The organism is Campylobacter sp. MIT 12-8780, from assembly GCF_006864535.1.
Taxonomy (GTDB): domain Bacteria; phylum Campylobacterota; class Campylobacteria; order Campylobacterales; family Campylobacteraceae; genus Campylobacter_D.
On sequence record NZ_QHLL01000008.1, the window covers coordinates 22,213 to 34,860 of the forward strand.

Consider the following 12,648-nt stretch of genomic DNA (forward strand, 5'->3'; position numbering starts at 1 on the left):
ATAAGCCTTAATTTAAATGAAATTTGAGAAAATTTTAATAAAAAATTGATTTATATTAGGTTAAAATTAGGCTAAAAAAATAAAAAGTTGAGTTGAATTTGACACAAGCTGAGAAAAAATATAGATTAAATGTCGCTGCAATAGTGCTTTCAAGCACCTATCCTTTTGAGTGTAAGATCATGCTTGCAAAGCGAAATGATATAGATAATATTTGGCAATTCCCTCAAGGCGGTATTGATGCTGGAGAAAATCCCAAAAGTGCTTTATTAAGAGAGCTTGAAGAGGAGATAGGCACGGCTGAGGTTGAGATTATCAGCGAGTATCCAAAGTGGCTGCAGTATGATTTTCCAAGCAAGGTGAGCGAGAAAATGTATCCTTATGATGGGCAAAGACAAAAGTATTTTTTGGTGCGTTTAAAGGCAAATGCAAGGATAAATTTACAAACCAAAGAACCAGAATTTGAAGAGTATAAATTTGTAGATTTAAAAAAACTTTTTACGATGATCCATCATTTTAAAAGACCTTTATATGTTAAGGTGATTCGGTATTTTCAAGAGAAAGGATTTATGTAATGCTTATCGTTCAAAAGTATGGTGGAACGAGCGTTGGGGACTTAAAACGCATAGAAGAAGTCGCCAAAAGGGTTATAAAGACAAAAAAAGAAGGCGCAAAGCTTGTGGTTGTCGTCTCTGCGATGAGTGGGGTGACAAACGAGCTTATAGATTACGCTCATCATTTTTCAAAACAGCCCAATGCCAAAGATATGGATATGCTCTTAAGTAGTGGTGAACGCGTTACTTCAGCTTTATTAAGCATAGCTTTAAATGAACAAGGCTATAAAGCTCTTTCTTTTTCAGGCAGAAAAGCTGGCATTATCACAGATAGCGTTTTTACTAAAGCAAGGATAGAAAAGATCGATACAAGAGCTTTGCAAGAAGCCTTAGATGATGATTATATCGTCGTTGTGGCTGGTTTTCAAGGCGTGAATGAACAAGGCGAAGTAACAACACTTGGACGCGGGGGAAGTGATTTGAGTGCTGTGGCTTTGGCGGGTGCTTTAAGGGCTGATTTGTGTGAAATTTATACTGATGTTGATGGAGTTTATACAACTGATCCGCGCATAGAACCAAAAGCAAGAAAGCTTGATAAAATTTCTTATGAAGAAATGCTTGAGCTTGCAAGTTTGGGGGCAAAAGTGCTTCAAAATCGTTCTGTAGAGCTGGCTAAAAAACTTGATGTAAAACTCATCACAAGAAGTAGTTTTAATAACAATGAAGGAACAATTATTACGAAAGAGGAAGGTATGGAACAAGCTTTAGTAAGTGGTATAGCTATGGATAAAAACCAAGCAAGAGTAACTTTAAGACAGATTGAAGATAAGCCCGGAATTGCAGCTGAAATTTTTTCAGCCCTTGCAGCAAGAAATATCAATGTTGATATGATTATTCAAAATGTCGGCGTTGATGGGGCGACAAATTTGGGTTTTACTGTGCCTGAAAATGAGCTTGATTTAGCCAAAGAAACAATGCAAAATATCTTAGGAGCTAAAAGCCTTATCGAAACAGACAAAGAAGTCGTAAAAGTTTCAGTTGTGGGTGTGGGTATGAAATCGCATTCTGGTGTAGCTTCAGCTGCTTTTCAGTGCCTTGCAGATGAGGGTATAAACATACAAATGATCTCCACAAGCGAGATTAAAATTTCAATGATAGTGCAAGAAAAATACGGCGAACTTGCCTTAAGAGCTTTACATAAAGTATATAAGCTGGATGAAAAATGAGTGAAAATATCCTAAGCTACGCCCTAAAAAGTATTCGTGAGGGTGGTAGCTCTATGGCGTGGCTGGAGACAAAAAGACTTGAGCTTGTGCCACTTTTAAGTGCGAGATTAAGGCTTTTGGTGCTTGAAAATAAGCCCTTTGTGTTGATGTGCGATGAAGAGCGAACTTGGTATGAATCATATTTGCTTGAAAATATCAATGCCAAGGCGTATCGTCCGCTTGTGCCTATCTTTTCTTTAGGGGCTTTATGCAAAAAAAAAATCGAAAAGAGCGAGGATATAGCGCTTTTAAATGACTTGCTTGAGCTTTCATTTCCTAATGGTTTTGTGTATTTTTATATAGGTTCAAATTTGGATAAAAAGGCTCAAATTGCTAAGTCAAAAGATAATAGCTTGCTTTGGCTTTTTGATGAGGAATTGCAAAATAGTTTTTATCTTAATAGCAAAGATAAGGACTTGGATAGTAAATTACTCTCACTTTACAAGCTTTTTGATGAAATGCTTGATGCGATTTTGTTTTCAAGGGTGAGCCTTTGAGTTTTGTAAGCAAAATTCTTATCAGCGATGATTTTGAGGGCTTAAAAGAAAAACTTATCAAAGAATTTGGTGAAAAAAATTTGCGTTTTATCCCCAAAATTCCAGCAAATGAGCTTTTAATGGAAGATGCAAGAGCCATAGAAAAAGAAAGCTATATAGCAGAAAATACTCAAAAAATCATCATCATCATGGCAAAGGCTTTTCGCACAGAGGCTCAAAATTTCTTACTCAAACTCCTTGAAGAGCCACCAAGAAATATTAAATTTCTCATCATCAGCCCTTCAAAAAATTTACTTTTACCAACCATACGTTCAAGGTTGATTTGTGAGAATTTAAAGCCTAAAAAAACAAGAAAAGCCCTAGAGCTTAACCTTAAGAATTTTGATTTAAAAGAACTTCTTGCTTTTTTACAAAAAAATGAAGGCTTAGATAAAAGCGAGCTTATACAGCTTATCGCTCAGCTTGGGCTAGAAGCAAGCAAAAATAAAAATTTAAGCGAAAAAGAACTTGAGTTTTTTTATAAAGCTTATGAGCTTGCAAAGCTTAATTCAAAGCCAAGTATCTTGCTTTCAAGCCTGCTTTTAACACTATATGAGGCAAAATAATGCTGTGTTTTCATATCGATGAAAAGAGTGATTTTCATGTGCTGTGTAAGTTTATAAAACCTCATAAAATGGGCGAAAAGCTTATGAGTGCAAAGAGTAAATTGCATTTTTTTTTCATCCAAAACTTATCCACCCCAGCTGCAAATATACTCAAACAAGACGCTTTAAGAGTAGGAGCAGAACTTGTTACTCAAAGTGAGGTTATACTTGGTAAGATTAGGCATTCAAATGCTTTATTAATCGCTAATGAAGAGCAAATTGCTAAGCTTGTAGCCAAAGAAAAAATGCAAGATTTTAAGCTTAAAGAACTAGCGAAATTTTTAGAAAAAAAATTTATAAAGCCAAAAACTGCAAAGCTTATGGGGGTGTTAAATATCAATGAGGATAGTTTTAATGCTCAAAGTAGGGTAAGCTTAAACGAGCTTGAAGCAAGGCTTGAAACTCTTTTAGAGCTTGAGCCTGAATTTATTGATATAGGAGCGGTTAGCTCAAGACCGGGCAGTGAGTATTGTGGGAGCGAGGAGGAGTTTAAAAGGCTTAAGCCAGCCCTTGATTTGATTTATCAAAAAGGCTTTTATGAAAAGGCGATTTTTAGTCTTGATAGTTTTGATTATACTTGTTTAAAATACGCTTTAGATAGAGGTTTTAAGCTCATTAATGATATAAGTGGGCTTAAAAATTTAGCTCTAGCTCAGCTTGCTGGAGAATATAAGGCGTATTATTGCTTAATGCACATGCAAAATGATCCTAAAACCATGCAAATTAAGCCTCATTATGAAAACTTACTTTTTGAAATTGCCAGTTTTTTTGAAGAAAAGCTTGAGTTTTTAAAAGATTTAGAAGCTGATAAAATCATCTTAGATGTAGGTATAGGCTTTGGTAAGACCCCAGAGCATAATCTCTTGCTTATTAAGCATTTAAGCCATTTTTTGCAGTTTGAAAAGCCTTTGCTTGTAGGTGCAAGTAGAAAAAGTCTTATAAATGCGTATTTTAAAAGTGAGGTAAAGGATCGTTTGGCTGGTTCTTTAAGCTTGCATGCAAGAGCTTTTGAAAATGGAGCAAGTATCATAAGAACACATGATGTATATGAGCATAAGCAGTATTTTGCCTTACAAAACGCGATAAATGAGCTTGGAATTTAAAAAAAGGACTTAAAAATGACTTATGAAGATTATCTTGAAAAAATACAGCTTGCAAACACTTATGCAAGGGCGTATTATGAAAAAGATGAGCCTTTGGCAAGCGATGAGGAGTATGATAAGCTTATAAGAGAGCTAAGAGCCTTTGAGCAAGATAATGCAAGTCTTATTAGCAAGGATTCTCCAACTCAAAATATAGCTCCTATTATACAAAGTGAGTTTCATAAGCTAAGGCATAAAGCAAGAATGTGGAGTATGGAAGATGTTTTTGATGAGGCTGAGCTTAGGGCTTGGGCAAAAAGAGCAAGGTGCGAAGAAAATTTTTTTATAGAACCTAAATTTGATGGAGCAAGCTTAAATTTAACTTATGAAAATGGGCTGCTTGTGAGTGGGGCTACTAGAGGAGATGGCGAAATAGGCGAGGATATAAGCTTAAATGTGCGTGAGATAGCAAATATCCCAAAAACTATAAATTATAAAGAATTCATAGAAATTAGAGGCGAGGTAGTGATCTTAAAAGCAGACTTTGAAAAGCTTAATGAAAAAAGAGCCAGCGAAGGACTAAGTCTTTTTGCAAACCCTCGCAACGCAGCAAGTGGGAGCTTAAGGCAGCTTGATACAAGCATTACAAAAGAGCGGAATTTGATGTTTTTTCCTTGGGGTGTGGGAGCAAATTCTTTAAATTTTCAAACCCATGCTGAAGCGATGGACTTTGTGAGAGGACTTGGCTTTTTAAAAGATGATTTTATCAAGCTTTGTGCGAATTTAGATGAGGTTTTAAAAGCCTATGATGAGCTTTTGGCTTTAAGAGAAAGCAAGGGCGTGATGATGGATGGTATGGTTGTAAGAGTCAATGATCTTACACTTTGTGAAGAGCTTGGCTATACAGCAAAATTTCCAAAATTTATGGCAGCTTTTAAATTCCCAGCTCTTGAAAAAACAACGCGTTTGTTAGGAGTAAATTTACAAGTTGGACGCAGTGGAGTAGTTACGCCTGTGGCTGTTTTAGAAGCTGTTGATTTAGATGGAGTAAGGGTAAAATCAGCTTCTTTACATAATTTTGATGAGATAGCAAGGCTTGATATAAGGATAAATGATGAGGTGAATATCATTAGAAGTGGAGATGTTATCCCAAAGATCACAAAGGTGTTTAAAGAGCGTAGGCAGGGCTTTGAGCAGCTTATCACTCGCCCAAAACTTTGTCCTATTTGTCAAAGCGAGCTTTTAGATGAGGGGGCTTTGATTAAGTGTCAAAACCTTGATTGTGAGGCTAGGGTGCTTGAGAGCATTATTTATTTTGTATCTAAAAAATGCTTAAATATAGACGGCTTAGGACAAAACATAGTAGAGCTTTTATACAAAAAGGGCAAAATTCATTCAGCTTTAAGTATCTTTGATCTTAAAAAAGAAGATTTTGAGAATTTAGAGGGCTTTAAGGATAAAAAGATTAATAATATCCTAGAAGCCATAGAAAATGCCAAAAACTGCGAGCTTTTCCGCTTTATCAGTGCTTTAGGCATTGAGCATATTGGCGAGGTAGCAGCTAAAAAATTGGCAAATAGTTTTGGCTTTGAGTGGATTGATAAAAATAAGCAAGACTTTGAAAACCTAGAAGGTTTTGGCGTGCAAATGGCTGAGAGTTTGGCTGAGTTTTTGCGTGTAAATAAAGAAAAAATCCTTCATTTTTATGAAATTTTAAGCCTTACTCACACTCAAAACATGCAAAATGAAAGTGAACTTTCAGGCAAAAGTATAGTGATAACTGGCACGCTTTCAAAGCCAAGAGAGCAGATAAAAGCAAGGCTAGAAAGCTTGGGAGCTAAAATCAGCTCTTCAGTATCTAAAAAAACTGATTTTGTGCTATATGGAACTGAGGCTGGAAGCAAGCTTGAAAAAGCAAGAGAACTTGGAGTGAAAACACTCACAGAAGATGAATTAAACGAGCTTTTAGCTAAATAATATGCGATTTTTTACCCTTTTTTCACTCTTTGCATTTTGCTTACTTTGGCAGGAGCTAGCCTTTGCTTTTGTGCTTTTGCTTTTACCTTTATATGTGATATTTCATGAGCTTTTTATCTTTTTCAAAGCAAGAAAAATGATTATTAAAAGAGCAACTTTAAGGCAAAATGCCTTGCTTTATAAGCTTACTAAGGGGGATTTTTTTTCAAAAAGCCTGGCTTTTGTCTTTGCTTTTGGTATTTGGCTTCATTTGGTTTTAAACTTAATGCTAGCTGGACTTTTGGATTTGCTTTTTTTATTTGTAATTTTTCCATGTTTTTTTGTGCTTGTTGTTTTATTTTTTAGAACCCAGTTTAAAAAACACCCTTATAATATCTTTAAATTCATACTTTTTGCAAGTTTAGCTTGTGCGTTTTTTTATGCTTTAGTGCAAGTTTTTATGCTTGAAAAAACAGAGGCTTTTTTATATCTTAGTAATAATATTGATGTGTATAAAACAAGCACACTTGCTTTTATCGACAGCTTTTCTCAAGCCTTGCATATGTTTTTGGTGTTTAAAAATTTTTTATTATTATTAAGTGATGATTTGAGTATTTATGTTCTTGTATTTTGCTTTGATTTTATGAATTTTTTTACTCAAGCTTTAGCTTTTGGCTTTGTGTATAGCTTTGTGTTTAAGGGTAAGATGGATTTTTTCTTATGCCTTGTTTTTGGACTTTTGCTTTTGTTTGTATATGATGAAAAGAAAAACGAGGAGCATAAATACCAAGATAAAGTTCCTATTCTCATGCAAAACTTAGATCAAAGCTCGCTTTTTCTTGATGAAAATTTAAGCCTTTTAAAACAAAAAAATCAAAATTTTTACCAAGAGCTTGAAAGCTTAAGAAGCTTACTTAATAAAAATGCCTTTGATATGGGAATTTGGTGGTTTTCGGCTGATAAAGATAAGCTTAAAAAAGACTTAGATGAGCTCTTGCAATGAGATATGATAGCTTTGTGAGCAAAAAGCTTGAAATTTCAAGAAACAAAGCCTTAGAGCTGATAGAAAACAAGCAAATCATGCTCAATCAAAGCTTTTTTAAGCCAGCCTTTGATATAAAGGCTTATTATCTAAGCTTAAAAAACGAGCATACTAAGCAAGAACTAAGCCAAAAAGAACTTTTAGAAAATAAGGCTTTAAATTTAAAGCTTTTAAGTCAACTTTATGTTTCAAGGGCAGCTTTTAAGCTTGAGGCATTTTTAAAAGAAGTTAAGCTTGATATAAGGGGCAAAAGCTGTCTTGATATAGGCTCTAGCACAGGAGGTTTTGTGCAGGTTTTGCTTGAAAATGAGGCTAAAAGCGTGCTTGCTTTAGATGTTGGAGCAGGGCAGTTACATGAAAGCTTGCGTTTAAACTCAAGGGTAAAAAGTCTTGAAAATACGGATTTAAGAGACTTTGCAAGAACTTATGAGGAGCAAAAATTTGAGCTTATTACTTGCGATGTGAGCTTTATCTCACTTTTGCATTTATTAGCTTTCATTGATAAGCTAGCAAATGCTTATATTATCTTGCTTTTTAAGCCTCAATTTGAAGTTGGTAAAGAAGCAAAAAGAGATAAAAAAGGCGTTTTAAAAGATGAAAAAGCCATCAATTTGGCAAGAAAAAGCTTTGAAAAAGCCTGTATGCAACTTGGCTGGCTTTTACAAACAAGTATAAAATCAAGCTTAAAAGGAAAGGAAGGTAATGTCGAGTATTTTTACCTGTATTCAAAAAGATAGGATTGAAAGTCTTGCTATAGGTAGGTTTGATGGAATGCACCTTGGGCATTTCAAGCTTTTTTCTCATCTTGATAATAATCCAGCACTCTTGCTTATCGATACAAAAAAGCCTTTTGCGCTTACAAGTTTAGAGGATAAAAAAGAGCTTGTGGATTTTGAGCTTATTAATGTGGATTTTTCACTGCTTAAAGAACTCAGCGGAGAGGCTTTTTTAAGACTTTTAAGGCTTGAGTTTAAGAATTTAAAAAAGATTGTTGTGGGTGAGGATTTTCGCTTTGGCAAAGATAGGGCTTTTAATGCAAAAGATATTGAGCCTTTAAGTGGGATTAAAACACTTATTGTAAGGGAATTTGAACTTGATGGGGTGGGAGTGCATTCAAGTAAGATTAAGGAGTTTTTGAGTGAGGGCTTGATTGAAAAGGCAAATGCTTTTTTAGGAAGAAGCTATAAGATTAGTGGTGAGCTTATCAGCGGACAAGGACTTGGTTCAAAAGAGCTTTTTGCTACGCTTAATCTTGATACAAAAGAGCAGTATTTTTTACCTAAAAATGCAGTATATGCAAGCCATACCATAGTGCAAAATCAAGCTTTTAAAAGTGTAAGTTTTATCGGCAAACGTTTAAGCACTGATGAAAAATTCAGCATAGAAACGCATATCATCGAGCCTTTTTCGCTTAAGGTTTTAAAAAATGAGCGTATAGCTTTAAAATTTAAAGCTTTTTTAAGAGAAAATCAAAAATTTAACACTCTTATAGAGCTTAAAGCTCAAATTCAAAAGGATATTAACAAGGCTTTATCTGTGCTTTGAAAATTTAAAAGTGATATTTTAGAAAATTATAAAGAAGTTGGGCTTACAGGCTAAAGCTTTGCGATGATATCAAGCTTATCATCGCAAATTTATAACTTGTTTTTAGCATTTGCTTAATAAGGCCAAATGGCTTCAAATATGCTTGTTCCCCAAGGCTTTCTCGTGCTTCTTGCGACATCGCCTTCAGTTTTGTATAGGATTTTTGCATCAGCTATGTAACGACTATCTATGGTATTGTCTTGTCCTATATCATAAGGGCGGATTACGCCGCTAAGTTGTATGGTTTGTTTTTCACCATTGATAAGAAGTTCTCTTGAGCCTTCGATGAAATAATTTCCATTTGCAAGGATTTTAATCACACGGGTTGAAATGGTAGTATTAAAGCTTTCATTTCTTGTTTGTGAGCCTTGTCCTGTGTAGTTTGAGTTTGAATTTGTCCCAAAGCCTATATTTGAATAATCACTAATTGTATTTGCTATGCTTGATAAAGCCCCACCAGCTGTAAGTGTATCTCCACCTAAATTGGTGTTATTTGTTTTTGAAGTAGCTTTATTAGCTTGCGTGCTTTGTGTGGTGCTTTCTTGTATGGTAACCGTTACAAGATCATTGACATTCATCGCTTTTTTATCTGAAAATAAGGGATTGTCTCCCTTGCCAAAAAGCGATCCTGGTGCTATTTCGACATTATTTGTTTGTTTTGGTGCAAGCTCTTCTACATAAGCGGGCGGTTTCATACTGATTTGTGGTTCAACACCAGCTCCACATCCTGTTAAAAAATAAGTTGCTACCAAAGAGCTCACGCAAAAAATCCTTTTTTTCATTTTTCTTCCTTAATAAAAGTTTATTTTTAATAAAATCTTAGTAAAATTATAAAAGCAAATTGAGTTCCAACTTTAAAAAAGCAAGGAGTAAAAATGAGAAGTTTATACCTCATTCGTTCTGATCAAAAGGAGATAAACCTCAAAATCAGCACCCAGTTGCTAGAAAATTTATGTAAAAAGCATAAAAACCTAGCCCTTTTTTGCCCAGTAGTGAGTGAAGATACCATAGAAACACTTAAAAATCTCATCACCAAATTCAAACTCAAACAAGACTTAGCAAGCGTGTATAGTTTTAATTTTCAAAATGGCACCAAGCAATACAACGACGATCAAAATCTTTTTACTGATAAGATCATTAATGACTATGAAAATTTAAAAGCAAATTATGATTTTGTTTTTGTTGTGGGCTTTTCAAGATTTGGGATTTTAGGCTCTTTTGAGATTAATACCCGTCTTGCAAAAGAGCTTAACACGCCAATTTATGCTATAGTAGATAAAAACAATGCCAAAATGTGCGATGATTATCTACAAAAACGTCTTGAAAGCAAGAATTTTGTTATTATTGATGAGTGGTTTAATCAAGAAAATGTAAAAGAGCTTGATGATTATACCTTTTTAACACCTAATCGCTTTCGTTACAAGCTTATACAAAGTGCTAAAAAAGACAAAAAAATCGTTGTGTTACCAGAAAGTGATGATGATAGGATCATTGAAGCTAGTGGAATTTTGCTCGAGCAAGAAGTTGTCGATCTTATCTTGCTTGGCAATGAAAAAGAAGTCAAAGAAAGAGCAAACAGGCTTGGCGTTGATCTTAAAAATGCACAAATTCTTGATCCAAAAAACTCGCCTTTTCATGATGAGTTTGCAAACACGCTTTATGAAGCAAGAAAAGCAAAGGGTATGAGCTTAGAAGAAGCAAAAAAACTCGTGCTTGATCGCACTTTTTTTGGCACACTCTTAGTGCATGCTCAAAAAGCTGATGCTATGGTAAGTGGAGCTTCTACAACTACAGCTGAGACTATACGACCGGCTTTACAGCTCATTAAAACAAAACCAAATGTAAAAACCGTTTCAGGTATGTTTTTTATGAGCTTAGAAGATAGGCTTTTGGTGTTTGCTGATTGTGCGGTTACGCCAAATCCTACCCCAGAGCAAATTGCAGAGATAGCTTATACTAGCGCAAGCACAGCCAAAGCCTTTGGGCTTGATCCAAAAGTAGCTATACTTTCTTACTCAAGTGGAAGCAGTGGCAGTGGCATAAGTGTAGAAGCAAGCAAAGAAGCGCTAAAAATAGCAAAAGAGCGATATCCAGAACTTTGTGTTGATGGACCTTTGCAGTTTGACGCAGCTTATGATCCACTCACTGCAAAAAGCAAAATGCCCGGTTCAAAAGTCGCAGGCTATGCAAATGTTTTTGTATTCCCAGACTTAAATGCTGCAAATATAGGCTATAAAGCCGTGCAAAGAACAGCTGGAGCGCTTGCTATAGGTCCTATCTTACAAGGACTTAAAAAGCCAGTAAATGACTTAAGTCGAGGCTGCTTGGTTGATGATGTGGTAAATACTGTCATTTTAAGTGCGATTCAAGCACAAGATAATTAAATTTTGATAAAAGGAAAACAATGAAAATTTTAGTATTAAACTCGGGTTCAAGCTCGATTAAATTTAAGCTTTATGAAGATAAAACCGCTGTTGCAAGCGGACTTGTTGAAAAGATAGGTGAAAGTGATTCTAAAGTGGAGCTTAAAGATATCGCTAAAGATAAAAAATACTCACGCGAAGGAGCAATCGCAAATCATGAAGTAGGTTTAAGTCTTGTTAATGAACTTTTTAAAGAATCAGGGCTTTTGCATGATTTAAATGAGCTTGATGGTTGCGGACATAGAGTCGTGCAAGGTGGAGCAAAACTAATTAATCACTGCGTCGTTGATGAGGCTGTGCTAAATGAAATTCAAAGAGTAAGCGTTATGGCACCTTTACACAACCCAGCCCACATAGCTGGCATTAAAACTATGCAAAAAGCTGCCCCTAAGGTAAAAAATGTCGTTGTATTTGATACAGCGTTTCATTCAACTATGCCAGATTTTGCGTATATGTATGCTTTACCTTATGAGTATTTTGAAGAAGATAAGATTAGAAAATATGGCTTTCATGGCACTTCTCATTCTTATGTAAGTAAAAAAGCCGCTGAGTTTTTAGGTATAGAGCTAAACAAATTTAACGCTATTACCGCTCATCTTGGAAATGGCGCAAGTGTAAGTGCTATAGAAGGTGGAAAATGCGTGGATACTTCTATGGGACTTACTCCGCTTGAAGGGTTGATGATGGGAACAAGATGTGGAGATATTGATCCAGCTATCGTGCCTTATCTTGCTAAAACTAAGGGCTTAAATCCAGAGCAAATCGATAATATAATGAATAAAAAAAGTGGATTTTTAGGAATTTGTGGCTTTAATGACTTAAGAGATGTTGAAGCACAAATCGAAAAAGGCGACAAAAAAGCAAAACTCGCCCAAGATATGTATATCTACCGCCTTGCTAAATACATAGGCTCATATTTTGCTATCTTGCCACGCACTGACGCACTTATCTTTACAGCTGGAGTTGGCGAAAATTCTGATCTTGTGCGAAAGCTTGTGTGTGATAAACTTGCTCATCTTGGTTTTGAGCTTGATGAAAGCGTAAATAAAGGCTTAAGAGGTAAGCTTTGTGAAATTTCTAAAGCAGGTTCAAAGGTAAAAATTCTCATCGTGCCAACTGATGAAGAGCTTGAAATCGCTACCATTACAGAAAATTTGATTAAATAACCCTTTTTCCTCTATCTTTAAAAAAACTTCAGTATGTAAAAAAGCTTACATGCTGAAGTTTGGTTGATTAGATACTTTAAGTAAAATTATCTATTTTTATTATATTGCTTTGAATACAATGGACTTTAAAAAAAACGAAATTAAAAAATGAAAATTTTCTTTCTCAATTTTCTTAATTTTATATTTTAAATTTTTAAGATTATTATTATTGATTGTTTTTATCATTTATAGTTTTTGTTGTTCTATAGCATTTTTATTATACCTACTTGAATTTAAATATGATAAAATAAATATTTAATATAATATCTCTCCCTTTAGCCAAAATAATTCTATATTTTTTACACAATAATTTCTATCAAAAAGTAAAAAATATTAAATAAAACTTAAATATAAAAGTAATAAAAATGAAAAATTTGTTACTTTATTACTCAAAAAAAT

At 34.6% G+C, this 12,648-nt stretch carries 12 protein-coding genes; 11 read left to right on the forward strand and 1 reads right to left on the reverse strand.

Features of this window, described 5'->3' with window-relative positions:
• Nucleotides 1-98: 98 nt before the first annotated feature.
• From DMB95_RS07125 to DMB95_RS07165, 9 genes are all read left to right on the forward strand, one after another.
• A complete protein-coding gene (locus DMB95_RS07125) occupies nt 99-572 on the forward strand; it encodes an RNA pyrophosphohydrolase (protein ID WP_137633091.1) in 474 nt (157 codons plus the stop codon).
• On the forward strand, nt 572-1,777 hold the full coding sequence (locus tag DMB95_RS07130) for an aspartate kinase (RefSeq protein ID WP_142931495.1): 1,206 nt from the start codon (nt 572-574) through the stop codon (nt 1,775-1,777). The genes DMB95_RS07125 and DMB95_RS07130 overlap by 1 nt, the downstream gene beginning before the upstream one ends.
• Nucleotides 1,774-2,313, forward strand: coding sequence for a HobA family DNA replication regulator (locus tag DMB95_RS07135; protein WP_142931496.1), 540 nt, complete (start codon nt 1,774-1,776; stop codon nt 2,311-2,313). The genes DMB95_RS07130 and DMB95_RS07135 overlap by 4 nt, the downstream gene beginning before the upstream one ends.
• A complete protein-coding gene (locus DMB95_RS07140) occupies nt 2,310-2,918 on the forward strand; it encodes a DNA polymerase III subunit delta' (RefSeq protein WP_142931497.1) in 609 nt (202 codons plus the stop codon). Before DMB95_RS07135 ends, DMB95_RS07140 begins: the two co-directional genes overlap by 4 nt.
• Complete coding sequence (gene folP, locus DMB95_RS07145; RefSeq protein ID WP_142931498.1) at nt 2,918-4,060, forward strand: dihydropteroate synthase; 1,143 nt, start codon at nt 2,918-2,920, stop codon at nt 4,058-4,060. The genes DMB95_RS07140 and folP overlap by 1 nt, the downstream gene beginning before the upstream one ends.
• 15 nt (nt 4,061-4,075) lie before the next feature.
• Complete coding sequence (ligA, locus tag DMB95_RS07150) at nt 4,076-6,016, forward strand: NAD-dependent DNA ligase LigA (RefSeq protein WP_142931499.1); 1,941 nt, start codon at nt 4,076-4,078, stop codon at nt 6,014-6,016.
• Nucleotides 6,017-6,152: 136 nt separating this feature from the next.
• The gene (locus DMB95_RS07155) at nt 6,153-6,998 is read left to right on the forward strand and encodes a hypothetical protein (protein WP_142931500.1); all 846 of its coding nucleotides are present in this window, start codon (nt 6,153-6,155) and stop codon (nt 6,996-6,998) included.
• Nucleotides 6,995-7,774, forward strand: a complete 780-nt coding sequence (tlyA, locus tag DMB95_RS07160; protein WP_142931501.1) for a 23S rRNA (cytidine-2'-O)-methyltransferase TlyA — start codon at nt 6,995-6,997, stop codon at nt 7,772-7,774. Before DMB95_RS07155 ends, tlyA begins: the two co-directional genes overlap by 4 nt.
• Nucleotides 7,740-8,582: a bifunctional riboflavin kinase/FAD synthetase gene (locus DMB95_RS07165; protein ID WP_142931502.1), complete on the forward strand. Its 843-nt coding sequence runs from the start codon at nt 7,740-7,742 to the stop codon at nt 8,580-8,582. The genes tlyA and DMB95_RS07165 overlap by 35 nt, the downstream gene beginning before the upstream one ends.
• A 113-nt stretch (nt 8,583-8,695) precedes the next feature.
• Here DMB95_RS07165 and flgH read toward each other — a convergent pair whose 3' ends face one another.
• A complete protein-coding gene (gene flgH / locus DMB95_RS07170) occupies nt 8,696-9,403 on the reverse strand; it encodes a flagellar basal body L-ring protein FlgH (protein WP_142931503.1) in 708 nt (235 codons plus the stop codon).
• 93 nt (nt 9,404-9,496) lie between these two features.
• Between flgH and pta the strand changes: the two genes are divergently transcribed.
• Both pta and DMB95_RS07180 read left to right on the forward strand, forming a co-directional pair.
• Nucleotides 9,497-11,005: a phosphate acetyltransferase gene (gene pta, locus DMB95_RS07175; protein WP_142931504.1), complete on the forward strand. Its 1,509-nt coding sequence runs from the start codon at nt 9,497-9,499 to the stop codon at nt 11,003-11,005.
• 20 nt (nt 11,006-11,025) lie between these two features.
• A complete protein-coding gene (locus tag DMB95_RS07180; protein ID WP_142931505.1) occupies nt 11,026-12,210 on the forward strand; it encodes an acetate kinase in 1,185 nt (394 codons plus the stop codon).
• Nucleotides 12,211-12,648 lie beyond the last annotated feature (438 nt).